Origin of the sequence: Shumkonia mesophila (genome assembly GCF_026163695.1) — a bacterium.
Classification (GTDB): Bacteria; Pseudomonadota; Alphaproteobacteria; order Rhodospirillales; family Shumkoniaceae; genus Shumkonia; species Shumkonia mesophila.
In genome coordinates this window covers 1-24280 of record NZ_JAOTID010000018.1, presented here as the reverse complement: position 1 = coordinate 24280, position 24280 = coordinate 1, and the positions used below count along the sequence as shown (strand labels likewise).

Genomic DNA, 24280 nt, shown 5'->3' with positions numbered 1-24280 from the left:
GAGAAAGAGAGGAAAACGGCGCCCTCTTCCCTCCCCCCTTGTGGGGGAGGGTTGGGAGGGGGGGGCTGGCGTGCGCGTCCATTCCCTTACCCCTGCCCCCGGTGCGCGGCGTCGCTGCGGGATTTGAGGTCGCGCAGGACGGCCAGCTCTTCATCCGTCGGCGGCGGCGTTTCAGTGACCTCGGCGGCGAAGCGCACCGTCCAGCCGACCGTTTCCTGGATCTGCTCACGGGTCACCCCGGGATGCAGGGAAACGACGGTGAATTCCTTGGTGACGGGATCGGGCTTCCACACCGCGAGGTCGGTGATGAGCAGCGTCGGCCCCTGGGTCTTAACCCCGTGGCGGACGCGATCGTCGCCGCCCTTGCCGTGGCCCAGCGAGGTTACGAAGTCGATGGTTTCAACGAAGGCGCGCTTCGATTGCGCCATGGTGATGTAGATCTGGCCGCAGGAGACCGCGATTTCCGGCGCCCCGCCGCCGCCGGGCAGGCGCACCTTGGGCTTTTTGTAGTCGCCGACGACGGTGGTGTTGAGGTTGCCGAAGCGGTCGATCTGGGCGCCGCCCAGAAAGCCGATGGTGATGCGTCCGCCCTGCAGCCAATAGCGGAACATTTCGGCCACCGGCACGGTGGTGACGGCGGTGTCGCACAATTCGCCGTCGCCGATGGAAAGCGGCAGGATGTCGGGCTTGGTCCCGATGGTGCCGCTTTCATAGATCAGCGTGATGTCCGGCGCATGGGTCAAGCGGGCCAGGTTGCAGGCGGCCGAGGGGGCGCCGATGCCGACGAAGCAGACGTCGTCGTTCCGAAGCGCCCGGGCGGCGGCGACCGTCATCATCTCGGTGGGGGTGAAGTCGCTCACCGACGGGCCTCCTTGCCGAGGCCGGCGACGCGGCCGATGAAGGCCTCGGGCGTCGCCTTCATCACGTTCTCCTCCATCCAGGCCGCGAAGCGCTCGCGATCGGCGGCGATCTCGTCCCAGGCCAGATAAGCGGCGTTGTCGCGCCTGTAATAGCCATGCGCGTAGGACGGATGCGCGCCGCCCGGCACCACGGCGATGGAGGCGATGGTCCAATGGGGCAGCACACAGGCATTCACGTGGACCCCCGCGAAATCCGAGACCACCTCCTCGACGGTGACGACGGCGCACCTTGAGGCCAGCACCACCTCCTTCTGCGCGCCGACGATACCCTCGACCAGCACGTCGCCGCGCTCATTCGCCTTCTGGGCGTGGATGATGCCGACGTCGGGGTTGAGGGCCGGCACCGCCGCCAGTTCCTCGCCCGTAAAGGGGCAGGTGACGGAGCGGATGTTGGGATTGACCGCCTTGAGCCCGGCCCCGATGTAGCCGCGAAAGACCGCGCACGGCAGCCCGGCCGCCCCGGCCTCATACGCGTTCGCCATTGCGGCGTGGCTGTGCTCCTCGATCTCGATGGGCTTGGGCCAGCCGTTCTCGACCGCGTCGCGCAGGCGGCGCAGCAGCCCGACCCCGGGGTTGCCGGCGTAGGAAAAGATGACCTTCTTCGCGCATCCCATCCCGATCATCTGATCGTAGATGATGTCGGGCGTCATGCGGATCAGCGTCAGGTCCTTGCGGCCCTGGCGGATCGCCTCGTGGGCGGCGGCGGCCGGGATCAGGTGGGTGAAGCCTTCGAAGGCCACGGCATCGCCGTCATGCAGGTTTTCGGCCAGGGCCTCGCTCAGGGTCTGGAATTTCGCCATGGTCAGATATCGAAAAAGACGGTTTCGTTGGCGCCCTGGAGCACGATGTCGAAGCGGTAGACGACCGTTTTCTTCTTTTCGCTGCGCCTGGCGATCAGGGTGTCGCGCCGGGCCGGCTGCTCGATCAGGGCCATCACCGGGTCCTCGGCGTTGGCCGCCGCCTCGTCTGAAAAATACATCCGCGTGTTGAGGTGGATGTTGATGCCGCGCGCGCAGACGGCGAGGTTGAGGTGCGGCGCCATCAGGCGGCCGTCGCGCCCCATCACCCGGCCGGGTTTGACGGTCTGAAACCAGTAAAGGCCGGTCTTGAAATCGGTGGCGGCGCGCCCGAAGCCGGAAAAGGCCGGGTCGATGGCCTTCTTCTGGGTGTCGGCCGGATGGTTGTAGCCGCCGTCGGCATTGGCCTGCCACAGTTCGATCAGCGCATCCTTGACCGGCGTGCCGGCGCCGTCGATGACATACCCCTCGACGCGGATGTGCTGACCCTTGGTTTCCGGGGTGGCCAGCACGCTGCCGGCGAGGTCGGGCGTCTTGAGCCCGATGGCGGAAGGCACCATGCCGATATGCAGGAACGGCCCGGCGGTCTGGGATGCCGTCTCGACCAGGTATTTGACGGGCATGGCTCAGTTCCCCTCGAGGCGGTTTTCGAACAACGTCGAGCGCCGGCCGCGCAGCACGATATCGAAGCGATAGGCCAGGCAGTCGAGAGGCACCCCGGCCCTGAGGTCGATGGGGGCGACGAGACGCTCCCTGGCGCCCGGGTCCGGAATGGTATTGAGGATCGGGCAATAGGGGATCAGCGGATCGCCCTCGAAATACATCTGGGTGATCAGCCGGGTGGCGAAGGCCGGCCCGAACAACGAATAGTGGATGTGGGCCGGCCGCCAGCTGTCCAGGTGATTGCGAAAGGGATACGGTCCCGGCTTGACGGTGCGGAAGAAGTAATACCCCTCGGCGTCGGTGAGGCAGCGCCCGACGCCCGCGAAGTTGGGGTCGAGCGGCGCCAGGTAGCGGTCGTTCAGATGGCGGTAGCGGCCGCCGGCGTTGGCCTGCCACACCTCGATCAAGGTGTTGGGGACCGGCCGGCCGCTTTCGTCCAGCACCTGGCCGTGCACGATGATGCGCTCGCCGATGGGATCGCCATCCACCGCGGCGTTCTTGAGAAGGTCGTTCTCCAGCGGCGCCAACGGTTGGTCGCCGAACATCGGGCCGGTGATTTCGGACAAGGAATTTTGCAACGAAATCAGCGCCTTCTGCGGCGAGCGCAGGACCGTCGTCTTGTAGCCCGGCGTCAGCGCCGGCGGATGGATGCCGCGGTTGCGCGGCATGTATTCTGCGCTGCCCTCCATTCCCCTCTCCCTCAAACCTCGATGTTCAATTCGGCGAACGTCTGCTTGGCGGTGGCGAACGCCCGGTTGGCCGCCGGCACCCCGGCATAGACGGCGACGTGCAACAGCACCTCGCGGATGTCGGCGACCGTGGCCCCGGTGTTGCGGCTGGCGCGGATGTGCATGGCCAGTTCCTCGTGATGGCCGAGCGCCGCCAGCAGCGCGATGGTCACCAGGCTGCGCTCGCGCCGGGTGATGGCGTCTCCGGCCCACACCGTGCCCCACGCCCCCTCGGCGATGAACTTCTGGAACTCGGCGTCGAACCCATTCTTGCCGGCTTCGGCCTTGTCCACGTGGACGTCGCCCAGCACCGCCCGGCGCGTCCGCATGCCCCGTTGATAGCGATCCTCCGACATGGGCTCAGTTCTCCTTCAGGAAGGCGGCCAGACGGCGGGTGAAGGCCTGGGCGTTGTCGATGGGAGGCAGATGGCCCGAGCCCTCGATGACGTCAAGCCGGGCCCCTTTGATGAGGCCCGCCAGTTCGCGAACCAGCACGGGCGGCGTCGCCTTGTCCTCGGAGCCGACGAGGCAGAGCGTCGGCACCGCCACCGAACAGGCGGCCACCGTGAGGTCGGCGTCGCGGATGGCGGCGCAGGTGGCGGCGTAGCCGGGAGCCGGCGTGCGCGTCAGCAGGGCCCGCCACAGGGCCAGCTCGTCGGCGCGCCCGGACCGGAAGGGGGCGGAAAACCATCGCTCCAGCACGCCCTCGGCGATAGAGGCGACGCCCCCGGCATTGACGGCGGCGATACGCTGCTCCCACAACTCGCGGGGGCCGATGCGGTGCGCGGTGTCCGAAAGCACCAAGCGGCGGACGCGGTCGGGACGGGCCTGGGCGGCGCCCAGCGCGACCATGCCGCCGACCGAGAGGCCGACCAAGGTAGCCTCCTCCACGGCGAAATGGTCGAGCACGGCAAACAGGTCGGCCACCAGATCGGCGATGACATAGGGGCCGTCGGGGCAGCCGCTCAGGCCATGGCCGCGCTGATCGAAGCGGATCAGCCGGTGGTCGGGGGCCAGGCGGCGAGCCACCTCGTCCCAGATCCTGAAATCGGTGCCCAGCGAGTTGATGAAGACGATGGGCGCGCCATCGGCCCGCCCCCCCTCGGCGGCATGGAGAACGACGTCGCGGGTCCTGACTGCCTGCATGGGGAAAACGCCTTGGCCGCGGGTTGAGATCTCGAGGGCGTACGGTGCCCAATTTAAAAAATTATGTAAAATGACAAATCAAACAGCTATCATAACCTATAGTGCATATAACCTCCGCTCGCGTCGGGCCCCGGTCGGGGAAGGCAAGTCGCATGCTCTATCAGCGAATCAAGTTCCGGCACCTGCAATGCTTTCTCGAGGTGGCCCGCCAGAAGAGCGTGGTCAAGGCGTCCGAGGTGCTGAACGTCACCCAGCCGGCGGTCTCCAAGACCATCCGCGAGTTGGAGGAGACGCTCGACGTCAAGTTGTTCGACCGCTCCAAGCGCGGCGCCAGCCTGACCCGTTTCGGCGAGGTCTTCCTGCGCTATGCCGGCACCAGCGTCAGCGCCCTGCGCCAGGGGGTGGACAGCATCGAGCAGGCCCGCGAGAAGGGCGGGCTCACCGTCACCATCGGCATCCTGCCCACGGTGGCGGCGCGCGTCATGCCGGCGGCGGTACGGGCCTTCAAGGCGGATGGTATGGAAACCACGGTGCGGATCGTCACCGGCTACAACACGGTGCTGCTGTCCCAATTGCGGGTGGGCGACCTCGACCTGGTGGTGGGACGGCTGTCCAGCCCCGACCTGATGATCGGGCTGACCTTCGAGCATCTCTATTCGGAAAAGGTCGGCTTCCTGGTGCGGGCCGGCCATCCACTGCTGGCCGAGCGGCCGTTCGATCTGGCGCGCATCCGCGACTACACCGTGCTGGTGCCGCCGCCGGGCGCCGCCATCCAGCCCTACGTCGAGCGGCTGCTGATCGTCAACGGCATCGGCAGCCTGCCCGATACGGTGGAGACCGTGTCGCCGGCCTTCGGGCGCAAGTACCTGCGCGAGTCCGACGCCGTGTGGGCGATCTCGACCGGCGTCGTCGCCGACGACATCGAGGACGGCCTGCTGGTCGAACTGCCGGTCGAGACCGAGGGCACCACCGGCCCGGTCGGCCTGACCACGCGCGCCGACGCCCCGCCCGGCCTGGCGACGCAAATGCTGATGCAGGCGGTGCGCGAGGTGGCCGCCAAATTCGGCGGCAGTTTGTAGGTACCGGGGCCCGACAGATAAGGGATGGCCGCGGGATATGCCACCGGCCTTGACGGATCGTCCCCGGGCCGGCACTTTGCGGGCCTCGTCTCCAACCGCGATCCCCGCCCCGCCCATGGATGATGCCAGCCCGGCCGTTTCTCCCCCGCCTTCCACTGTCGCTACTGCCGGGGGCAGGCGCGCCCGCGTGCTGGTCATCGGCAACGAGAAGGGCGGCAGCGGCAAGTCGACGGTGGCCATGCACCTGGTGGTCGGCTTCCTGCGCGCCGGATTGAAGGTCGGCAGCCTCGACCTCGACGTCCGCCAGGCCTCCCTCACCCGCTATCTCGAAAACCGCGCCGCCTTCGCCGCGGGGCGCGGCGTGCCGCTGCCGATGCCGACGCATAAGCGCGGCCCCAACCCGGTGACCCCGACCGATGCCGCCGACCACGTGGCGGCCCTCCTCGACGGCCATGACCTGGTCATCGTCGACACCCCGGGGCGGGTCGACGAGGTTTCGATGGCGGTGCACGTGCTGGCCGACGTCATCGTCACCCCGGTCGGGGAAAGCCATCTCGACCTCGACCTCATCGGCAACCTCGACCGCCGCCAGGGCCGCGCCGTCAAGCCGGGGCCTTACGCCGAGTTCGTGTGGAGCGTGCGCCAGCAGCGGGCGCGGGCCGGATTGCCCCCGGCCGAGTGGTTCGTCTGCCACAACCGCCGCCGCCAGCCGGAAACCCGGGTCGGCCGCGAGGTGGCGCGCACGCTGACCGACCTCGCGTCCCGTTTCGCCTTCCGCCTGGTGCCCGGCTTTTCCGAGCGCACGGTCTTCCAGGAGATGTTCCCCGACGGCCTGACGCTCTTGGACCTGCGCGAGGCCGAGACCGGTGTCGGTCTGACGATGTCGCACGTCGCCGCCCGGGCCGAGATCCGCCGCCTGGTCGAAGCCCTATCGCCGGCCGGGACTTTTACGCTATGAAATAATTTCGGTGACAGTAATTTCGGTGACAGTAATTTCGGGGACAGCATACTTAATTCCGCATGGTTCCAGACGGCTCGTTCCTGGCGCGGGAATTAAGTATGCTGTCCCCGAAATAGTATAGAGGAAAGCGCCATGATCAACATCGACGACAAGCTGACGTCCCGCGACCTCGCCAAGGGCATCAAGCAGCTGTGGGCGCTTTCCGGGGTGAAGATCCGCCGCCTGGCCGAGCGCTGGGACCCCGAGAAGGGGGCGCCGGTATTCACGGTCAAGGGCCAGTACGTCAACCGCGGCTGGACCGAATGGACCGAGGGCTTCGTCTACGGTTCGGGCCTGTTGCAGTTCGACGCCACCGGCGACAAATGGGCGCTGGAATTCGGGCGCAACGGCACGCGCGAGCACATGGGCAAGCACGTCACCCACGTCGGCGTCCATGACCACGGCTTCAACTGCGTTTCCACCTACGGCAACCTGCTGCGCCTGATGGCCGAGGGCCGGCTGCCCGAGAAGGCCGACGAGAAGGCGTACCTCGAGATGGCGCTGGCCTCCAGCGGCGCCGTCCAGGCGGCGCGCTGGACCGACCTCGGCAAGGGCAAGGGCTACATCTATTCCTTCAACGGGCCGCATTCGCTGTTCGTCGACACCATGCGCTCGCTGCGCGCACTCGCCGTCGCCCACCTGCTGGGCCGCGCGCTCAAGGGCGAGCACGACCAGTCGATCTCGCTGCTGGACCGCCTGGCGGCGCACGCCGCCGTCACCGCCGAGACCGCCGTCTTCTTCGGCAAGAAGCGCGACGCCTACGACGAATGGGGCCGCACCTGCCACGAGGCCATCTTCAATGTGAACGACGGCCAGTTCCGCTGCCCCAGCTCGCAGCAGGGCTACTCGCCCTTCACCACCTGGACGCGCGGCCAGGCCTGGATCACGCTCGGCTACGCCGAGGAGCTTGAACTTTTCCAGGCGCTGAAGGCGGCCGGCCGGCCGGAGGCGGACGCCTATGGCGATCTCGTCGACATCATGACCGCCTGCGCCCAGGCCACCGCCGACCACTACATCGCCAACACGCCCACCGACGGCGTCTGCTATTGGGATACCGGCGCCCCCGGCTTGGCCGCCATGCCGGGGTACAGGGACCGCCCGGCCGATCCCTATAACGACCACGAGCCGGTCGACAGCTCGGCTTCCGCCATCATGGCCCAGGGCCTGCTGAGGCTGGCCACCGTGCTGGAAGCCGAGGGGGAAGCGACCGCCGCCCGCCGCTACCGCCAGGCCGGCCTGACCGTCGCCAGGACCCTGCTGACGCCGACCTACCTCAGCCAAGACGAAGATCACGAGGGCCTGCTGCTGCACGCCATCTACCACCGCCCGAACGGCTGGGACCACGTGCCCGCGGGGCGCAAGGTGCCCAGCGGCGAAAGCTGCCAGTGGGGCGACTACCACTTCCGCGAACTGGCCCTGATGATCGCCCGCGACGCGGCCGGGAAACCGCCGTACCGGTTCTTCACCGGATTGGTCTGAAAGCGGTCATCCTTCGATCGCTCACTCCCGTCGTCATTCCCGCAGAAGCGGGAATCCAGGCGGAGCCGGGCCCTGGACTCCCGCCTTCGCGGGAGTGACGGGAAAGAGCGGCCGGCACCTTCGCGTCTCACCCGGCGGCCGTTTCCTTCTTCGCCTTGCGCCCCGCCGCGTAGCGTTTCCACGTCGGGGTCTGGCCGATCAGCAGGGCCAGCGTGGCGGCGGTCAGGACCAGGGAGATCGGGTTGACCACCAAGTCGAGAAAGAAGTCGCCCAAGTCGCCGCGCACCGTGATGATGGCGCGCCTAAAGCTGATGTCCATGATCGGCCCCAGGATGACCCCCAGGATGATCGGCCCGATCTGGAAGCCGTAGGTCTTGAGGAAGTAGCCGAAGACGCCGAAGGCCAGCATCCAGTAGACGTCGGTCAGGCTGTTCTGGATCGAGTAGGTGCCGACCACCGAGAGGATGACGATGATCGGCATCAAGAGCGCCGGCGGCATCTCGACCATCTTGGCGAAGGCCCGGATGCCGGTGAGGCCGAAGATCAGCATGAAGATCGAGGCCATCACCAGGTTGCCGACCGTGAACCAGAAAAGATGCGGCGTCTCGATCATCAGCATGGGGCCGGGCTTGAGGCCGTGGATGTAAAGGGCCCCGATCAGCACCGCGGTCACCGCGTCGCCGGGGATGCCCAGCGTCATCATCGGGATGTAGGCGCCGCCGACCGCCGAGCTGCAGGCCGATTCCGGGGCGATGACGCCCTCGACCGCGCCCTCGCCGAAGGGGCGGGTCGGCTTTTTCACCGAACGCACGGCGTGGCCGTAGGCCATCAGCGCGGCGATGTCGCCGCCGGTCCCCGGCAGCGCCCCGATGATGGTGCCGATGGCCGAGCAGCGCAGCGACAGCGGCAGGTGCTTCAGGATGACGCCCCACGACGGCAGGATCTTGTCGACCTTCTGCTTGATGATCCGCTTCTTCAGATCGAGCGTCTGCACCAGGGCCTCGGAGACGCCGAAGAAGCCGATCATGGCGGTGACGTAATGGATGCCGCCCATCAGCGACATCGAGCCGAAGGTGAGCCGCGGCTGGGCTGAAATGGGGTCGAGGCCCACCGTGCCGATGAGCACGCCGAGCACGCCGCAGAAGATGCCCTTGGCCAGCGATTCCCCCGACAACGCGCCGATCAAAAGGATGCCCAGGATGGCCAGCAGCAGATAGTCGCGCGGCGCGAACAGCAGCGCGAATTCCGAGACGATGGGCGCCGCGCAGGCCAGGATGACGATGCCGAAGAGGGCGCCAAAGAAGGACACCGTGGTCGAGACCCCGATGGCCATGCCGGCCAGCCCCAGCTTGGCCAACGGATAGCCGTCGAAGCCGGCAGCGATGGCGGCCGGCGCGCCGGGGATGTTGATCATGATGGCCGTGCGCGAACCGCCGTAGACGCCGCCCAGGAAGACGCCGGCCATCACGGCGAGCGCCTCGTTGACGTCCCAGGTGAAGGTGAAGGAAATCAGGATCGACACCGCCATGGTGACGGAAAGGCCGGGGATGACCCCGACATAGATGCCGGCGAAGGTGCCCGCCGCGGTGAGAAAAATCAGGTAGGGGTCCGTCCACGCCAGCATGAAGTAGGCAAGCGACTGTTCCATCTCAGCCTCCCAGCCCGAGGAAGCCGAGATCCAGCCATTCGGCTTCCGGCAGGATGACGCGGAAGACCAGGCGGAAGACGACGTAGATGACGACCACGGAGCCAAGGCTTAAGCCCAGCGCCAGCCAGATGCCCCGGCGATAGAGATAGGCGAAGGAACCGAACAGGAAGAGGAAGGAGCTGATATTGAAGCCCAGGGGCTCCATCAGCACCATGTAGAGGACCATGATGACGACGTAGCCGATCAACGGGTAGGGCGGCGCCACTTCTTTGCGGAAGCGGTGCCATTCCCCAGCCGGGCCGGCCGCCTCGACCTTGGGCGAGCGGCGGTTGCGCAGCACGATGACGAGGCAGGAAACCACCATCAGGGCGGCGGCGAACATCGGATAGGCGCCACCCGAACTGATACTGGAAAAGCCCGCGATCTTGTAGGTCTGGTAGAGCAGGAACAGGCTGAAGGCCAGCATCAGATAGCCGAATGCCGTTTCCCCGGGGAGAAGCCGCCGCATGCCGCGATATTCCCTGTCTTTTTTATCGACGAAAAATGGGGGCCCCGGAAAGGTTCCGGGGCCCGGGCCGGAAATTGGGTTCAGGGCTTAGGAATGCCGAACTTCTCGGGCGATTCCTTGGTGACTCCGGCGTCCTGCAGGATCCACGAGCTGACCGAGCGCCACTTGGTCAGGAACTTGTCGGCCTCGGCGCCCGAGATGTTCATCATGACGTTGCCGCGGCTTTGCATCATCTCGGCGAACTTGGGATCGTCGGCCGCCTTCTTGAAGGCGGCGGTCAGCGCCGTCTTGGCGGCGTCGGGGGTGTCGCGGTTGATGAACACGCCATAGAACGGCCCCCACGGCAGGTATTTGCCGAAGGCCGGAAAGTCGGCAACGATCGGGGGAACGCCGGGCATCGAGGCGACGGGCTGGTCGTTGACCACCGAAAGCGCCCGCACGCGGCCGGACTTCACATGCTCGGCCGCCGCGCCGATGCCGACCGGGATGAATTCGATATGGTTGCCGAGAAGGGCGGTGATGCCGGGGCCCTCGCCGTCGAACGGCACGGCGGTGACGTCGAACTTGATCACCGTTTTCAGCATCGAGCCCACGGTATGCGGCAGGCCACCGACGCCGGTGGTGCCCATCTTCACCTGGCCGGGCCGCTTCTGCACGTCGGCGACCAGATCCTTGAAGGTCTTCCACGGCGAATCCGCATTGACCACGACCACGGCAACGCCGCGGGCCAGCACGTTGACGGCGTAGTAGTTGTCATAGTCGATCTCGGCCAGGCCCAGAACCTTGTACATCTGCGGGTTCTCGGCGCCGTAGAGCATGGTGTAGCCGTCCGACGGGCGCGAGCGCACGTAGGCGGTGGCGATCGCTCCGGTGCCGCCGGTCTTGTTGGTCAGCACGATCGACTTGCCGAGCGCCTTCTCGGCCAGCGGGGTCACCGCGCGCGCCACGACGTCGGTGGCGCCGCCGGCGCCCCACATGATGACGCCCTGCAAATCCTTGGTCGGGAAATCGGCGGCCATTCCGGCGCCCGCCGCAAAGGTCATGGACAGGGCCGCAACGGCCCCGATGAGATGTTTGGTATGCATGTCAGCTCCCTGTTTCCAACGTAATGCCCGTCGGGGATGCGGTGGCCGTTAGAGCCTTATCTTTATTGAATTTTTTTGTTGAATGGTTGTCGCCGACGGCAGGGCCGGCGGCGTGTCGGCTAGCGGATCTGGACCTCCTCCTCCCCGATGCGGATTGGCTAAATCCCTTTCGACGGAATGTCGGCGCGGCCGGCCATTCGGGCCGATCGGCGAAATCAGTATTCGCCCCCCGGAAAATAACGTCAATTAACGATTCGACGCAAACCCTTGCCCTGCGGTTAATTTTTCAACGCCACGCCCGATTGCGGACGGACGCCACCATTTCTTCCCGCAGGATGCGGATCGTGTCCTCGGCGAACAGCGATTCGGGAACGTCGGCATTGACCGCGGCATAAGCGTGGATTTCCGTGGGCTCGATGATCGGCAGCCGGACGATCCCCGGAATCGTCGGCGCCGCGACCGAGAATTCGTCGATGACGGCGATCCCCAGGTTCTGGCGCACCAGGGAAAGCACGGTGTAGGCGAAGCGCGCCTTGATGGAAAGCTCGAAGGGATGGCCGTTGCCGGTGAACGCCCGGGCGATGATGTTGCCGTAGGGATCGCCGGCATCGATGCCGATCAAGGGGAAATGCGCCAACTCGCCGACCGATACCTCCGAGCGCGCCGCCAGCGGATGCTCTTCCGCGACGATGGCCACCAGCTCGCCCTTGGCCAGGGGATGGAAGACCATGCCCGGGTGGTCGAGGCGATAGCTCATGGCCACCAGCTCGCCGCGCCGGAACAGCAGGTAGTCGATGGCTTCCTCGATCTTCAGGATGTCGATGTTCATTACCAGGTCGGGGTATTTCTGGCTCAGACGCTTGACGGCCCTGGGCATCACGAACTGCGAGATGCTGGGGACCGAGGCGAACGAGAATACCGAGGCGGCGCCGCGCTTAAGCGAATCGATGGAGAACTGAAGGTTCTCGACCTTGCGGTAGATGTCGTTGACCTGATCGACGATGCCCTTGGCCTCGGCGGTCGGGATGAAGCGGCCGTGGCGGCGCGAAAAAAGGCGCATCCCGAGGACGTTTTCGGCGTGCTTCATGACCCGGCTGACGCCCGGTGCCGAGACGTTGAGGAGTTGTGCCGCGCCGTTCACGGTGCCGGCCACCATGATCGCCCGGATCACCTCGATCTGCCGCAAAGTCAGCACGCCGCCGCCTCCCCTTGGTTTGCGAGAAAATTAACATTTTGTGTGGGGTTTGGAAATACAGAGCGTCGATGTTAACTCCCGTCAAGGGAAGTCGTTGATGCCCGCAACAAGTCCGGGCATCACGGAAAAGGGCGGGTATCCGGCCCGCCCCCCACGCGTCATGGCCGCACTTGTTGCACGGCTGTCCGGTTTAAGGATTAGGATTGCATGGCAGAGCGACAATTCTCCTTTTTATCGTCATGGCCGGACTTGTTGCGGGCATGACGATTTGGGAGAGTGTTGGATATCTGAAAAACTCGTCATGATGGCGGAAAAATTTAAACCGGACAGCCGTGGACTTGTTCCGGGCACCTGCCTGCGCGAAGCCGGAGCTTCGCTTCGGCGAAGGCAGGTCCACGCCTTTCTTGCCGGAACGGCCTCAGGCCAGGCCAAGGTATTGGGCGTAGATGGCCAGTTGGCCGTCGAGCATGCGCTGGCCGGGGACGACTTTCATGCCAAGCGCGGCGGCCCGGGCCATCAGCGGAGTGACCGGCGGCTTCATGATGATTTCCACCACCGTGGCGTTGCGGCGCAGATCGCCGGGCTCGAAGGGCAACGGGTCGCCCGCGTGCAAGCCGGAGGGCGTGGCGTTGACGGCGATGTCAAACGCGCGGAGGTCGGGCCAGCCGCGGCTGACGCTGACGTTCGGGAAGGCGGCGGCGATGTCGGCGGTCAGGCGGTCCAGGCGCGCGCCATCGAGGTCGGCGATGGCAAGCGCCGCCGGATTTTCCTCGGCGAGGGCCCAGGCGATGGCGGTCCCGGCGCCGCCCGCGCCCATGAGCCCAACCGTACGCCCGGCGATCGCCACCCCGCTGTCGCGAAGGCCGGCAACGAAGCCGATTCCGTCGGCGATGTCGCCGATGAGTCGCCCGTTGGCCTCGCGCCGGATGAGGTTGGCGGCCCCGCAGCGGCCGACCCGCGGGCTGACCTCGTCGAGCAGCGGGACGATGGCCTGCTTGTGCGGCATGGTCACCGTGAAGCCGGCCAGGTTGACGAGCGCGCGCGCCCCCTCGACGAAGGCCGCCAGGCCCTCGGGCCGAACGTGGAACGGCAGCCACACGGCATCGATGCCGCGTTCGGCGAACCACGCCCCCATCGATTCCGGCGCTTGGACATGGGCGACGGGATCGGCGATGGTTCCCGTCAGGATGGTCGAGCCCTGGATTGGTTTTCGCATACCCGCCAGGGCGGGCGACAGATGACTTTCCGGCACCATTCGCCCCCTATTTCCTGGCCGCCAGATGATCGACCAGGCCTTCGAGCGCCAGCAGGTAGCCGATCGGGCCGAGCCCGCAGATCATGCCCACCGACACCTTGGAAATGTAGGAGAGGTGGCGGAACGGCTCGCGCTTGTGGATGTTCGAGATGTGGACTTCGATCACCGGCAGCTCGACGCTGGCAATGGCGTCCATGATGGCGACCGAGGTGTGGGTGTAGGCGCCCGCGTTGATGACGATGCCGGCGTGCCGGCCCTTGGCCTCGTGAATCCAGTCGACCAGCGTGCCTTCATGGTTGCTTTGGCGGAAGTCGATGTCGACGCCGAGGGCCTTGCCCTTCGCCTGGCAGTCGCGCTCGACGTCGGCAAGCGTGGTGCGGCCATAGACTTCCGGCTGGCGTGTTCCCAACAGGTTCAGGTTCGGTCCGTTGAGAACCAGAATGGATCGGCTCATGGAATGTTCCCTCTCGGTGGGTCCAGATATGGATTGCGGCCTTTTGCCCGGGGGCGGCATCGTTCCTCGACGCCGTGCAGCCCCGGAAGGAGGGTCGCCAAATTGCGTCGTCGATCAGTTCTTGAGGCGGTAGGACGTTTCGTCGATTCTGCTGAACTTCGCCGCCGCATAGGCCTTCGCCGATTCCAGGCAACGGAACGCGTGTTCGGCGTAGCCCATTTCCCTGACCCGAGCGAGGTTCGGCAGTTCAATCGAATAGACCATCGGCGGCAGGCGATTGAGAATGCCGGCGATGTCGACACCGCCTTCGCCCACGTACAGACGCCCCTCGCGCATGATGCGGGTCATCTCCTCGGGGTCGGCCGGCATTTCGGTCGGCGCGTCGCACAGGTGCGCGAAGTGAAACCATTCCGCGGGCAGGCCGTCCAGGTCCTCGACCCTGTCGTGTGCCCGGTGGAAATGATGGGTGTCGATCATCAGCCCGGCGTTGGGGCGATTCACGGTGCGCAGCACGTCGACGGCGCCTGCCAGCGTCTTGACCCCGGCAATGGGCACGTATTCGAGATCGACCGTCAGCCCGAACGGCTGGGCGAGATCGCAGACCTCGGCGAACTTCTCGATGGCGTAGCCGCGGTTGGTCGTCCAGATGCTGGACAGTACCGCGCGCGCCCCCAGTTCGGCCGCCACTTCCATGGCCGGCAGGTAGCGGGTCGCGTGCATGTCGTCATAGATACGCGCCAGCTCGATGTCGTGCACCTTAAGCCCGGTGACGGCCAGCGCCCGCTTGGTCTGGCGCAACATCTCGGGGTTTTCGGCCAGCGCGTAGTTGCTCTCGCCGGGCAGGCCCATGTGGATGATGCGCGGGCTGACGAAATCGTAGCCGGCCCGGGCCGCGATGTAGGTCATCTCGGGCGGCGGGCAGCCGAGAACGGTCAAATGGGCCAGCGAATACTGGGGCTCGGTTCCCCGCCTCGCGGCGGTTTGGGCCAGATGCCCGGACGTCACCATGCCGGCGTTCTCGATGTCTCCACGACGGGTGCCGGCCACAATCGCCGCCAGTTTTTCCGCCGAAGGCGTGGATCGGCCCATGGTCTGCTCCTTCTTCCATTGATCCCGTTCAGCGGAATCGTCTGTTCTTGACGACCATTATGGCGTTCGCGACTTACCATCCCATGATCAAGTTGGGGGTAAACCCCTACACGATGTTAATTTTTGGCCGGGCTTGTGCAGGCGCCGCCCGCCAGGTGGGCCATGCGGCCGGGCAGCGCGCGGCCCACCGCCTGCTCGATCCCCGGCACCATGGCGGCCAGACGGCGCCAGTCGATGCCGGTGGCGACCCCCATTTCCTCCAGGGCGAAGACGGCATCCTCGGTGGCGACGTTGCCGGTGGCGCCGGGAATGAACGGGCAGCCGCCGAGACCGCCCAGGGCGGCGTCGAAAACGGTCGCCCCGCCCTCGAGCCCGGCCACCATGTTGGCCAACCCCAAACCGCGGGTGTCGTGCAGATGCAGCGACACCTCGGCCTTGCCCCCCAGGATGTCCTTGGCCCGGGCCGTCATCTCGTAGACGGCCTTGGGGTTGGCCAGGCCGACGCTATCGGCGAGGTTGACCTCGTCGGCACCGAGATCGCGGTACATCTCGACCACCCCCAGCACGAACGCGGGATCGATAGCCCCGTCGTAGGCGCAGCCGAAGGCCGACTGGATACCGGCCCTGACCGTAATGCCGGCTTCCTTGGCGTGCGTCACCATGTCGCGGACCCGGACCTTGGCCTCGTCGCGGCTGCAATTGGCATTCTTGCGGTTGTGGCTTTCGCTGGCCGACATCGACATGCTGAGATGCGAAACGCCGGCGGAGCGCGCCCGTTCCAGCCCCTTGTCGTTGAGGATCAGCGCGGTATAGACGACCCCCTCGGTGCGCGTGAGCGCCGCGAAGACCTCGTCGGTATTGGCCATCTGCGGCACCCACTTGGGATGCACGAACGAACCGACCTGGATGCGCGTCACGCCGGCCTCTTCCAGGCCGCGCACGATGCCCAGCTTCTCGGCGACCGAGAAGATCCGCTGCTCGTTCTGCATGCCGTCGCGCAGAACCTCGTCCTCGATAACGACGCGGGCGGGAAGCTTCATGTCCATTCCCCGATCAGTCGGTTGCCACGTGGGAAACGCTCTTGTCCGGCGAGTAGATGTCGAGAATGTTCCAATGCCCGCTGGTCGGCGTCGGGTTGTTGATCATGGCGACGTCGATCACGGTGGGCTTGCCGGAAGCCAGGGCCGCCTCCAGGGCCGGCTTGAAGGCGTCGGCCGAACGGACCCTGACACCTTCCACGCCATAGGCCTTGGCGACCTCGGCGTAGTTGGGGATGTACTCGTCGCCGTCCTTGGGAAAGGTGGTGCCGTAGGTGAGCCCGTAGTGGGCCTTCTGCAGGCCGGCGATGGTGCCGAAGGCGTTGTTGTTCATGACCACCCAGACGACGCCCAGGTTTTCCTCGCGCGCCGTCGCCAGCATGGCCGGGTTCTGGCCGAAGCCGCCGTCGCCGACCAGCGAGAGCACGGTTCTTTCCGGGCAGGCCATCTTGACGCCCAGTGCGGCGGCCGGGCCGAAACCCATGGTGGCGTAGCCGCCAGGCGTGATGAAACTGCCCGGCGTGAAGATGCCGAACTGCTGGCCGACGCCGTTCTTGTTCCAGCCGACGTCGGTGGTGATCAAGGCATCGCGCGGCAGCGCGGCGCGCACGTCGGCGAGGATCCGCTCGGGCATCATCGGGAAGGCGTCGCTGGTCGCCATCTTGACGTTGGAGGCCTTGAACTCCTTGCGATAGGCGGCGATCTCGGCTTCGAGGCCCGGGTTGCGCCGGGCCTTCGGGTAGATCTGGCGGGCCACCTTGTTCAAGACCTTGAGGGCGGCTTTCAAGTCGGCCACGGCGCCGATCTCGGTCGGGAAATTGCGGCCGATTTCGGAAGGGTCGATGTCGATGTGGATAAGCTTCGACGGCGGGAAGTTGAAGGTGAAGTCGGGGTACCAGGACGAGCAGTCGGCCTCTTTGAAGCGGGTGCCCAGGCCCAGCACCCAGTCGGCCTTGAGGCACTGCTGGTTGATGAACTTGGTGCCCCAGAAGCCGCTCATGCCCAGCGTCAGCGGATGATCGTCGGAAAGGGCGCCCTTGCCCATCAGGCTGTGGGCGACCGGGATGGCCATGTGGTCGACGAAGTCCATCAGTTCGTCGGCCGCCTTGGCCAGCACGATGCCGCCGCCGACGTAGAGCAGCGGGTGCGCCGCCTCGCCCAGTGCGCGCACGATGGTCGCCGCCGTCTCCTCGTCGAGCGAGGGCTTTTTCAGGGTCTTGGCGTTGCCCTTCAGGCGGTCGAACAGCGAGACGTCGATCTGGGCCGAGAAGACGTCCATCGGGACGTCGACCAGCACCGGGCCAGGCTGGCCGCTTTCGGCCATCAGAAACGCCTTCTCGATGATCTCGGGGAAGAGCTCGGCCTTATCCACCCGCCAGGCCCGTTTCACGAACGGGCGGTAGATCTCGAACTGCGAGCCGTCGGCATGGAGGTTCACTTCCTGGTGCGGGTGCTTGCCAAAATAGTGGCTGGGCACGTCGCCGGCGATCACCACCATCGGCGTACAGTCGAGGGAGGCGTTGGCGACCCCGGTCGCCGCGTTGGTGAGCCCGGGGCTGAGATGCGTCAGCAGCACCGAGGTCTTGCCGGTGGCGCGCGCGTAGCCGTCCGCCGCGTGCGCCGCGATCTGCTCATGGCGCACATTGACGAACTTGAGCCGGCTGTTGGCCATGGCCGACAGCACGGCGATGTTGGTGTGGCCGCACAGCCCGAAGATATGCCGGACCCCCCGGTCTTCGAGGTATTTCACGAGTTGATGGGAAACCAGGTCCTTCATGGCGCTCTCCAGGCTCTCTCCGGTGAAATTGCCCGGGGAAGGGCAGGAAGGGACCCGTCCCCGGGAGTTTCCAACGGGAGGTGCTTCACAAAGTTTCGCTGTTGTAGAACTCGCCGAACAGTTCCTTCTCCGAGGGCTTGTCCTCAGGCGTCGGCCGGCTGACCCAGGTGTATTGCAGGTAATGCTTGAGCGAGATGTTCTCGTTGGTGATGTTGCCGCCCCACACCCCGCAGCCCAGGCTCGACGTCATCGGCATGCCGTTGGTGAACGAGCCGGCGTTGGCCTTGGACTGCGGCTGGCGCACCATCATGCGGCTGACCGGCGCCACCTGGGCCAGGCGGTGGATGTGGTCGTCGTCGAACGAATAGATGCCGCAGGAATGGCCCTTGCCGCCGACGTCATAGATCGCCCGCACCATGCCCAAGGCCTCGTCGAAATCCTTGAATTTGTAGTAGGCCATGAGCGTGGTCAGCTTCTCGCCCGAAAACTTGTGCTCCTTGCCGATCTTGTCCTGCTTGACGATGATGAACTTGCGGTCATCGGGGATCTTGAAACCCGCCTTCTCGGCCAGCTTGGGGGCCGCCTGGGCGATGGTTTCGAGCGTCCTGCCGCCGTGGTCGTCCCACATGGCGGCCTGGAGCTTGGCCTTTTCCTCGTCGCTGGCGAGATAGCCGCCTTCCTTGATCAGCTGGTCGAGCAGCGCGTCGTAGATCGAGGCGTGGACCAGGAGGTTGCCGTCGGCCGAGCAGCCCGAGCCGAAGTCCGACGTCTTGCTCATGCGGGTGTTGCGCGCCGCCTCCTCGACGTTGGCGGTCTCGTCGATGACCATGGTCGAGTTGCCGGCGCCCACGCCATAGGCCGGGCGGCCCGAACTGTAGGCCGAGCGCACCATCGGCTGGCCGCCGGTGGCAATCGTCAAATCGCAGATCGCCATCAGCTCCTGGGTCAGCGGGATGCTGGGCGTCTCGACGCACTGGAAGAGATCCTCGGGCGCGCCCAGGCGGCGCAGCGTCTCGCGCATGATCTCGACGTTCTCGAACGAGGTCTTCTTCGTGCGCGGATGGGGCGCGAAGATGATGGCGTCCTTGGCCTTGAGCGCCAGGACGCCCTCGCCCGAGGGCGTCAGCGTCGGGTTGGTCATCGGCACCACGCCGCAGATGACGCCGGCCGGCTTGGCGTATTTCACGATGCCCTTTTCGGGGATCTCCTCGACGATGCCCATGCTTTTCTGGCGCAGGCAGTCGCGCAGGATGCCCATGATCTTGAAGCGCTTGCCGGGCCGGCCGTCCCAGTCGCCGATGCCGCTTTCCTCGACGCCCTGGCGGCACAGCCGCGTGAAGGTCTTCTCGTTGGCCGTGGCCCAGCCGACGGCTTGGCACAGGCGGTCGATCTTCGCCTGGTCGTACTCCTCGATCGCCTTCATCGCCGCCCTGGCCTTGGCCAGAAGCTGCTGGGCGTATTCCTTCTCTTCAGGGCTAATCGGTCGGGCCATCGTCGGATACTCCTGCCTCACGTTTTCTCCCCGTCGGACGGCCCCGCGGGAGCGGGGCGGCTGTGCCGGAAGGGCGGGGGGGCGAGCGATGAAAAAACCGGCCGCTCCCGTTTATCTCCCATCAGCCATTGGGGTTGACATAAATCATAAAAAATCGATATTTTTTGTGCAACGGTATTTTTTCGATTTTAACCTAAAAAATCGGAAACGGCGGATTTCGGCGCCAACTCCGCCCTTTCCTTCCGGCCGCGATGCCCTAGACTGGGGCCAACGGCCCATGAGGAAGCCTTAAGATGAGTTCAGAAGCCCCACGCCCCGGCACGTCCGATCATTCCAACACCCTGATCGGCAAGGCCTTCGAGAGCATCCGCAAGGACATCATCGCTTCCGAGCTCAAGCCCGGCGAAAAGCTTCGCATCGCCCAACTGCGCACCCGTTATGGGGTCGGCACCAGCCCGCTGCGCGAAGCCCTGTCGCGCCTGGTGTCCGAGGGCCTGGTGACGGCCAGGGGGCAGCGCGGCTTCTGGGTACCGCCGGTGTCGGTGGAAGACAACGAAGACATCGTCGAGACCCGCGTCGTGCTGGAAACCTATGCCCTTCGCGCCAGCATCGAGCAGGGCGACGACGAGTGGGAAGGGCAGATCGTCGGCGCCTATCACAACCTCCATCGCGTCGAGCAGCGCTTCGCCGAGGAGCCGTCCGGCAGTTTCGCCGAGTGGTGGGAGCGCAACCGCCTGTTCCACGAGGCCCTGATCGCCGCCTGCCCCCTGAAGTGGCTGCTGCGCTTCCAGCACATCGTCTTCGACCTGCACAACCGCACGCATCGTTCCTCGATGCAGAGCCCGAACCTGTCGCCCGACCTGTTCGAGGATCATCGCCTGATCATGGAAGCCACCCTGGCGCGCGACGCCAAGAAGGCCGTCGAGTTGCTGGAATGCCACATCCGCCGCCCCCCGGAACCGACGGGGGAATAGCGAGCCCTGGCGCGCGGCGCCCCCCCCTCCCTGCCCTCCCCCACGAAGGGGGGAGGGAAGTGCCGCGTCGCCTCGCCTTTTTCCCCCTCCCCCTCGATGGGGGAGGGCTGGGGTGGGGGCGAGCCGTCGCGCCCTACGCGTCGGGGCAGATGGGATGGCGGATGGTGGCGTCCTTGTAGGGCAGCCGGCCGAAGCCGAAGAATTCCTCGTAGAGGTTCATCAGGCTGGCCTGCACGAGGTCGCCGGCCAGCGTGGTGAGGCCTGCCTCGGCTGCGCGTTCGATGAAGGGGCTCAGGCGCGGGCGGGCCAGGCCATCGACGATCAGCGCCTCGGGCCGAAGGCGGGCCGGGTCGAAGGCCAGCAGCGCGTTTTCCGGCTCGCCAGGGGCGGCGCCGTCGATGACGATGTCGATGGAGTGGGCGTCGGGCACGCCGACCGAGGCCGAAACCCTGGGGAACGCCGCCTGCACGCGGCCCGCCAGCTCGGTGGCGGCGCCGATGCGCGGATCGGCGATGGTCAGCGTGGCGATGCCGCGCTCGGCCAGGGCGAAGGCCGCCGCCGCGCCGCCGCGGGCGCCGACCAGCCACACCCGGGCCCCCTTGGCGTCCACCCCCTCGGCGCGCAGCGTGCGCCTGAAAGCGTCGAGCAACGCGATGTCGCCTTCCCACTGGCCGTCGGCGGTGCGCCGCACCACGTCGGCGGCGCCGGCCAGCTTGGCCAGCGGCGAAAGGTGGTCGAGATGGGGGAGGATGGCCGCCTGGTAGGGATCGTGGATGGCCATGCCGGCGATGTTTTGGACCAGGTCCAGTGTCTTCACCACGGCATCGAAGGTTTCGGCGGCCACCCGCATCGGCAGCCAGATGGCGTCCTTGCCGCGACCGGCGAAGCGCTTGTTGATGATGTCGATGGCGTCGACGTCGATGTCGTCCGGCCCCAGCACGCAGAAGACCCGGGCCTCGGGGCTCAGCGGCATCAGGTGATCGAGGGCCGAAAAGAGGCCGCCCGCCAGGGGTGGTTGCCGGTCGGTCCGGGGCGTCGTCGTCATTGCCGTCACTCCGTTGGGGCGCCCACGCGGTGCCGGGCGCCATAGAATTCGCGCAGGGCTTCCAGGCGGACGGAAGCGTTGGCGCGCCCGAAGCCGGTGTAGCCGTCCCGCTCGACGATCTCGAAGAAGAAGCGGTTGCAGATGGGATGGGTGTAGGCGTGCCGGAACCGCCCGCCGCCCTCGGTGTCGAGGAGGATGTTGTGCTCGCGCAGCGCCCTGACTTCGGCCGCCGGGTGCTTGCCGGCCGCCGCCATCTCGTCATAGACCCGCCCCGGTATCGGCAGCAGGTTGAGCCCGGCCGCCTCGATGGCGCGGACGGTGGCGAAGATGTCGTCGGTCTGCAACGCGATGTGCTGGATGCCTTCGCCGAAGTATTCGGTCACGAAGCGGTTGGCGTCGGTGCCGGTGTCGGTCGATTCGTTGATCGGGAAATGGACGGTGCCGTCGGGGCTGCTGACCACGTTGCTGATGACGGAGCCGGCGGGGTCGCGCAAGACGTTGTGCGACCAGGTGTGGAAGCCGAACAGGTCCTTGAAGAAGTCGACCCACTTGGCGGTGCGCCCGGGCAGCACGGTCAGGGACACGTGGTCGATGCGGGTCAGCCCGGCGGCGGCGGGCTTCGCCGCGCCCCCAGCCGGCCGGAAGTCCTTGTCGTAGATAGAACCCTTCTTGCCGAACAGGTCGACATAATAGATCAGGCTGCCGTAGACGCCGCGGATGGCCGGGATCCTGAGCTCGCCGGGGCCGATGGTGCCGTCGTTGTAGGTCTGGGCGCCCTGCTTCAGCGCGAAGGCATGGGCCTTTTTGGCGTCGGCGACGCGCAGCGCCATGGCGCATACCGACACCCCGTGCACGGTGGCGAACGAGCGGGCGAAGCAGTCCGGCTCGGTGTTGAGGATGAAGTTAATGTCGCCCTGGTTGAAGCGCGTCACCTTCTTCGAGCGATGCAGCGAGGCTTCGGCAAAACCCAGCGCCCCGAACACCCGTTTCAGTTCTTCCTGCTCGGCGTCGGTGAAAGTGGCGAATTCCAGAAACTCGATGCCCGCCAGGCCATGGGGATTCGGGGCCGTGCGCCAGTCTACGGGTTCCGCGTCGGACATCGGGAAGGGCACCCTTTCTCTCATCGGGCGGGGCGAAGCATCATCCAAAGTATGATTTTCGGGCTCATCCCCTGTCAAATCAATATTGGGAACATTTCGAAAAAATCGATATTTTTCGAAAGGCGCCGGAATCCGTTTCGCCCCCGCCGGCGATGGTGTAATTTTCTTCCTATCCTTGATGATATGGGAGTTCGGGCGGTGGCACGGAACAGGCGGTCGTGGGGCGAAGGCGCGAAGCCCGACCCGGCGGCGGAAAGCGTCCCCGGGGAAGCCGCACCCGAGTCGCCGAAGACGGTGGTCGAGTTCGCCTACGATCGCATGCGCAGCGACATTCTGTGCGGCAACCTGCGCCCCGAGACCAAGCTGCGCGTCGACAAGCTGCACGAGGAATACGGCATCGGCATCAATTCGCTGAGGGAAGCCCTGGCCCGCCTCACCATGGACGGCCTGGTGCTGACCTCGGGCAAGCGCGGCTTCATCGTCAAGCCGACGTCGCTATCGGATCTCAAGGACATCACCGAGATGCGCCAGTTCCTCGAATGCCGGGCCCTGGCCCAGGCCATCGAGGCGGGCGACCTCGACTGGGAAGGCCGGGTGGTGGCCGCCTATCACAAGCTGTCGCGCGTCGAGGAGAAGCTGAACGACGATCAGGCCCGCTGGGGCCTGGAATGGGAGAACCGCAACCGCGAATTCCACAGCGCGCTGATTTCGGCCTGCCCGTCGCCGTGGCTGTTGCAGTTCCAGCGCGTCATGTACAACCAGAGCCAGCGCTACCGCATGCTGTCGCTGGTCGAAACCTCGATCCCCAGGGACGCCACCTTCCGCGAGCACAAGCTGATCCTGGAGGCGACGCTGGAAAGGGACGCCCCCCGCGCCACCGAGTTGCTGGCCCACCACATCGTCAAGGGCGCCCAGGATTCCACCGCCCACTTCCTGGCCAAGGACAAGCCGCGCAGGAAGGCGGCGCAAGGGGTGGGGTAGAGCGGAGGACACAGCACGCCCTTCGACCGCCTCGAGGGTGAGGCCGTTTTACGGGTTCCCCGAACGCTTCAGACCTGTTGCGCGATCGCTGCCTTGTCGATGATCGACCACACTTTCCGAACTCGCCTGGCGGAAAATTCATAGAACACATTTTCTTCGAATTTGATGCGCTTGCCGTTGACAGGAAGGTCAAACAGCATGCCGCGCGGCGTACAGTCGAAATGCAGACGGCTCGCAATGCGGGGCGGGTCGGAAATCAGAAGTTCGATCCCGAAGTGAAGATCGGGAATTGCCCGAAAGTCGCCTTCCAGCATTCCGCGATAGCCTGTCAGTCCGACAGGGGTTCCATTGTATTCCACCGCATCATCAACGAACATGCCGAGCCGGTCCCAGTCTTGCCTGTTCAGGCAATCGATATAACCGCGATAGATCTCCCGCAATTCGTCGGGGGTCATGGAATTCTCCTCTCTCCAAATTCTGAAGGCCACCCTAAAGGTAATTTGGCAGCGTGCAATTTGCCGGATCGTCGCCGCCTATCACAAGCTTTCCCGCGTCGCGGGGAAACGAACTCCCGGCCCACCACATCGACAAGGGCGCCCAGGATTCCACCGCCCATTTCCTCGCCAAGGACAAGCCGCGCCGGAAGGTGGTCGCAGGGCGGGATAGCCCGCCTCCTTTCCCTCTCCGCCCTTCAAGGGGGGAGAGGGTGGACCGGCGCAGCCGGGCCGGGTGAGGTGGGCGAGGCCGCGGCGTGGGGGGGGGGGGGGGGGGGGGGGGGGGGGGGGGGGGGGGGGGGGGGGGGGGGGGGGGGGGGGGGGGGGGGGGGGG

The 24280-nt window shown here is 66.1% G+C and carries 24 protein-coding genes; 5 read left to right on the top strand and 19 right to left on the bottom strand.

Translation table 11 applies throughout. The annotated features are described in order from the left end of the window. Positions 1-86: 86 nt before the first annotated feature. The 6 genes from ODR01_RS21875 to pcaD are packed head-to-tail and all read right to left on the bottom strand — an operon-like array spanning position 87 to position 4254. Positions 87-860: a CoA-transferase subunit beta gene (locus tag ODR01_RS21875; RefSeq protein WP_316979838.1), complete on the bottom strand. Its 774-nt coding sequence runs from the start codon at positions 858-860 to the stop codon at positions 87-89. After that, positions 857-1720: a CoA transferase subunit A gene (locus ODR01_RS21870; protein WP_316979837.1), complete on the bottom strand. Its 864-nt coding sequence runs from the start codon at positions 1718-1720 to the stop codon at positions 857-859. The genes ODR01_RS21875 and ODR01_RS21870 overlap by 4 nt, the downstream gene beginning before the upstream one ends. Positions 1721-1722: 2 nt before the next feature. Beyond that, entirely contained in the window at positions 1723-2340 is a 618-nt protein-coding gene (gene pcaG / locus ODR01_RS21865) for a protocatechuate 3,4-dioxygenase subunit alpha (RefSeq protein WP_316979836.1), read from the bottom strand. Positions 2341-2343: 3 nt separating this feature from the next. Next, positions 2344-3069 (bottom strand): protocatechuate 3,4-dioxygenase subunit beta, encoded by a 726-nt coding sequence (gene pcaH, locus ODR01_RS21860; RefSeq protein ID WP_316979835.1) that lies wholly within the window; start codon positions 3067-3069, stop codon positions 2344-2346. Positions 3070-3080: 11 nt separating this feature from the next. After that, positions 3081-3464, bottom strand: coding sequence for a 4-carboxymuconolactone decarboxylase (pcaC, locus tag ODR01_RS21855; RefSeq protein WP_316979834.1), 384 nt, complete (start codon positions 3462-3464; stop codon positions 3081-3083). A 4-nt stretch (positions 3465-3468) separates the two neighbouring features. Continuing rightward, complete coding sequence (gene pcaD, locus ODR01_RS21850) at positions 3469-4254, bottom strand: 3-oxoadipate enol-lactonase (protein WP_316979833.1); 786 nt, start codon at positions 4252-4254, stop codon at positions 3469-3471. Positions 4255-4406: 152 nt separating this feature from the next. On the opposite strand from pcaD, the gene pcaQ reads away from it, so the two are divergent. From pcaQ to ODR01_RS21835, 3 genes are all read left to right on the top strand, one after another. Beyond that, entirely contained in the window at positions 4407-5333 is a 927-nt protein-coding gene (gene pcaQ / locus ODR01_RS21845) for a pca operon transcription factor PcaQ (protein WP_316979832.1), read from the top strand. 187 nt (positions 5334-5520) lie between these two features. After that, positions 5521-6291 carry a division plane positioning ATPase MipZ gene (locus tag ODR01_RS21840; RefSeq protein ID WP_316979831.1) on the top strand — a complete coding sequence of 257 codons (771 nt, stop codon included), beginning with the start codon at positions 5521-5523 and terminating at the stop codon, positions 6289-6291. Positions 6292-6426: 135 nt separating this feature from the next. Then, complete coding sequence (locus tag ODR01_RS21835; protein WP_316979830.1) at positions 6427-7812, top strand: hypothetical protein; 1386 nt, start codon at positions 6427-6429, stop codon at positions 7810-7812. Between the two features lie 127 nt (positions 7813-7939). On the opposite strand, the gene ODR01_RS21830 is transcribed toward ODR01_RS21835, so the two are convergent. The 10 genes from ODR01_RS21830 to ODR01_RS21785 form a co-directional block, all read right to left on the bottom strand. Beyond that, complete coding sequence (locus ODR01_RS21830) at positions 7940-9460, bottom strand: tripartite tricarboxylate transporter permease (protein WP_316979829.1); 1521 nt, start codon at positions 9458-9460, stop codon at positions 7940-7942. A 1-nt stretch (position 9461) separates the two neighbouring features. Beyond that, positions 9462-9968 (bottom strand): tripartite tricarboxylate transporter TctB family protein, encoded by a 507-nt coding sequence (locus tag ODR01_RS21825; protein WP_316979828.1) that lies wholly within the window; start codon positions 9966-9968, stop codon positions 9462-9464. Between the two features lie 80 nt (positions 9969-10048). Next, a complete protein-coding gene (locus tag ODR01_RS21820; RefSeq protein WP_316979827.1) occupies positions 10049-11053 on the bottom strand; it encodes a Bug family tripartite tricarboxylate transporter substrate binding protein in 1005 nt (334 codons plus the stop codon). A gap of 286 nt (positions 11054-11339) precedes the next feature. Continuing rightward, the gene (locus ODR01_RS21815; RefSeq protein ID WP_316979826.1) at positions 11340-12248 is read right to left on the bottom strand and encodes a LysR family transcriptional regulator; all 909 of its coding nucleotides are present in this window, start codon (positions 12246-12248) and stop codon (positions 11340-11342) included. Positions 12249-12666: 418 nt separating this feature from the next. After that, on the bottom strand, positions 12667-13503 hold the full coding sequence (locus ODR01_RS21810; protein WP_316979825.1) for a shikimate dehydrogenase family protein: 837 nt from the start codon (positions 13501-13503) through the stop codon (positions 12667-12669). A 7-nt stretch (positions 13504-13510) separates the two neighbouring features. Then, positions 13511-13957 (bottom strand): type II 3-dehydroquinate dehydratase, encoded by a 447-nt coding sequence (aroQ, locus tag ODR01_RS21805; protein ID WP_316979824.1) that lies wholly within the window; start codon positions 13955-13957, stop codon positions 13511-13513. Between the two features lie 114 nt (positions 13958-14071). Beyond that, positions 14072-15046 (bottom strand): sugar phosphate isomerase/epimerase family protein, encoded by a 975-nt coding sequence (locus tag ODR01_RS21800; RefSeq protein WP_316979823.1) that lies wholly within the window; start codon positions 15044-15046, stop codon positions 14072-14074. Between the two features lie 116 nt (positions 15047-15162). Next, positions 15163-16086, bottom strand: a complete 924-nt coding sequence (locus ODR01_RS21795; RefSeq protein WP_316979822.1) for a hydroxymethylglutaryl-CoA lyase — start codon at positions 16084-16086, stop codon at positions 15163-15165. A 13-nt stretch (positions 16087-16099) separates the two neighbouring features. Then, positions 16100-17860 carry a thiamine pyrophosphate-binding protein gene (locus ODR01_RS21790; RefSeq protein ID WP_316979821.1) on the bottom strand — a complete coding sequence of 587 codons (1761 nt, stop codon included), beginning with the start codon at positions 17858-17860 and terminating at the stop codon, positions 16100-16102. Positions 17861-17945: 85 nt separating this feature from the next. Continuing rightward, on the bottom strand, positions 17946-19352 hold the full coding sequence (locus ODR01_RS21785; protein ID WP_316979820.1) for an aldehyde dehydrogenase family protein: 1407 nt from the start codon (positions 19350-19352) through the stop codon (positions 17946-17948). Between the two features lie 293 nt (positions 19353-19645). Between ODR01_RS21785 and ODR01_RS21780 the strand changes: the two genes are divergently transcribed. Beyond that, the gene (locus ODR01_RS21780) at positions 19646-20326 is read left to right on the top strand and encodes a GntR family transcriptional regulator (RefSeq protein WP_316979819.1); all 681 of its coding nucleotides are present in this window, start codon (positions 19646-19648) and stop codon (positions 20324-20326) included. 133 nt (positions 20327-20459) lie between these two features. Here the strand turns inward: ODR01_RS21780 and ODR01_RS21775 are convergent, their stop codons facing one another. Together ODR01_RS21775 and ODR01_RS21770 are read right to left on the bottom strand one after the other, a co-directional pair. Beyond that, positions 20460-21371, bottom strand: a complete 912-nt coding sequence (locus tag ODR01_RS21775; RefSeq protein WP_316979818.1) for a hypothetical protein — start codon at positions 21369-21371, stop codon at positions 20460-20462. Between the two features lie 5 nt (positions 21372-21376). Continuing rightward, on the bottom strand, positions 21377-22471 hold the full coding sequence (locus ODR01_RS21770) for a 4-hydroxyphenylpyruvate dioxygenase family protein (protein WP_316979817.1): 1095 nt from the start codon (positions 22469-22471) through the stop codon (positions 21377-21379). Between the two features lie 198 nt (positions 22472-22669). Between ODR01_RS21770 and ODR01_RS21765 the strand changes: the two genes are divergently transcribed. Beyond that, positions 22670-23452 (top strand): GntR family transcriptional regulator, encoded by a 783-nt coding sequence (locus ODR01_RS21765; RefSeq protein ID WP_316979816.1) that lies wholly within the window; start codon positions 22670-22672, stop codon positions 23450-23452. Positions 23453-23520: 68 nt separating this feature from the next. Here ODR01_RS21765 and ODR01_RS21760 read toward each other — a convergent pair whose 3' ends face one another. Beyond that, positions 23521-23907 carry an ester cyclase gene (locus ODR01_RS21760; protein WP_316979815.1) on the bottom strand — a complete coding sequence of 129 codons (387 nt, stop codon included), beginning with the start codon at positions 23905-23907 and terminating at the stop codon, positions 23521-23523. Between the last annotated feature and the right edge of the window lie 373 nt (positions 23908-24280).

What these genes read in the sequence shown, in the direction of transcription:
- ODR01_RS21870 (WP_316979837.1), bottom strand. Translation starts at nt 1,720, where the DNA reads ATGGCGAAATTCCAGACCCTGAGCGAGGCCCTGGCCGAAAACCTGCAT.
- pcaG (WP_316979836.1), bottom strand. Translation starts at nt 2,340, where the DNA reads ATGCCCGTCAAATACCTGGTCGAGACGGCATCCCAGACCGCCGGGCCG.
- pcaH (WP_316979835.1), bottom strand. Translation starts at nt 3,069, where the DNA reads ATGGAGGGCAGCGCAGAATACATGCCGCGCAACCGCGGCATCCATCCG.
- pcaC (WP_316979834.1), bottom strand. Translation starts at nt 3,464, where the DNA reads ATGTCGGAGGATCGCTATCAACGGGGCATGCGGACGCGCCGGGCGGTG.
- pcaD (WP_316979833.1), bottom strand. Translation starts at nt 4,254, where the DNA reads ATGCAGGCAGTCAGGACCCGCGACGTCGTTCTCCATGCCGCCGAGGGG.
- pcaQ (WP_316979832.1), top strand. Translation starts at nt 4,407, where the DNA reads ATGCTCTATCAGCGAATCAAGTTCCGGCACCTGCAATGCTTTCTCGAG.
- ODR01_RS21835 (WP_316979830.1), top strand. Translation starts at nt 6,427, where the DNA reads ATGATCAACATCGACGACAAGCTGACGTCCCGCGACCTCGCCAAGGGC.
- ODR01_RS21830 (WP_316979829.1), bottom strand. Translation starts at nt 9,460, where the DNA reads ATGGAACAGTCGCTTGCCTACTTCATGCTGGCGTGGACGGACCCCTAC.
- ODR01_RS21825 (WP_316979828.1), bottom strand. Translation starts at nt 9,968, where the DNA reads ATGCGGCGGCTTCTCCCCGGGGAAACGGCATTCGGCTATCTGATGCTG.
- ODR01_RS21820 (WP_316979827.1), bottom strand. Translation starts at nt 11,053, where the DNA reads ATGCATACCAAACATCTCATCGGGGCCGTTGCGGCCCTGTCCATGACC.
- ODR01_RS21810 (WP_316979825.1), bottom strand. Translation starts at nt 13,503, where the DNA reads ATGGTGCCGGAAAGTCATCTGTCGCCCGCCCTGGCGGGTATGCGAAAA.
- aroQ (WP_316979824.1), bottom strand. Translation starts at nt 13,957, where the DNA reads ATGAGCCGATCCATTCTGGTTCTCAACGGACCGAACCTGAACCTGTTG.
- ODR01_RS21800 (WP_316979823.1), bottom strand. Translation starts at nt 15,046, where the DNA reads ATGGGCCGATCCACGCCTTCGGCGGAAAAACTGGCGGCGATTGTGGCC.
- ODR01_RS21795 (WP_316979822.1), bottom strand. Translation starts at nt 16,086, where the DNA reads ATGAAGCTTCCCGCCCGCGTCGTTATCGAGGACGAGGTTCTGCGCGAC.
- ODR01_RS21790 (WP_316979821.1), bottom strand. Translation starts at nt 17,860, where the DNA reads ATGAAGGACCTGGTTTCCCATCAACTCGTGAAATACCTCGAAGACCGG.
- ODR01_RS21785 (WP_316979820.1), bottom strand. Translation starts at nt 19,352, where the DNA reads ATGGCCCGACCGATTAGCCCTGAAGAGAAGGAATACGCCCAGCAGCTT.
- ODR01_RS21780 (WP_316979819.1), top strand. Translation starts at nt 19,646, where the DNA reads ATGAGTTCAGAAGCCCCACGCCCCGGCACGTCCGATCATTCCAACACC.
- ODR01_RS21775 (WP_316979818.1), bottom strand. Translation starts at nt 21,371, where the DNA reads ATGACGACGACGCCCCGGACCGACCGGCAACCACCCCTGGCGGGCGGC.
- ODR01_RS21770 (WP_316979817.1), bottom strand. Translation starts at nt 22,471, where the DNA reads ATGTCCGACGCGGAACCCGTAGACTGGCGCACGGCCCCGAATCCCCAT.
- ODR01_RS21760 (WP_316979815.1), bottom strand. Translation starts at nt 23,907, where the DNA reads ATGACCCCCGACGAATTGCGGGAGATCTATCGCGGTTATATCGATTGC.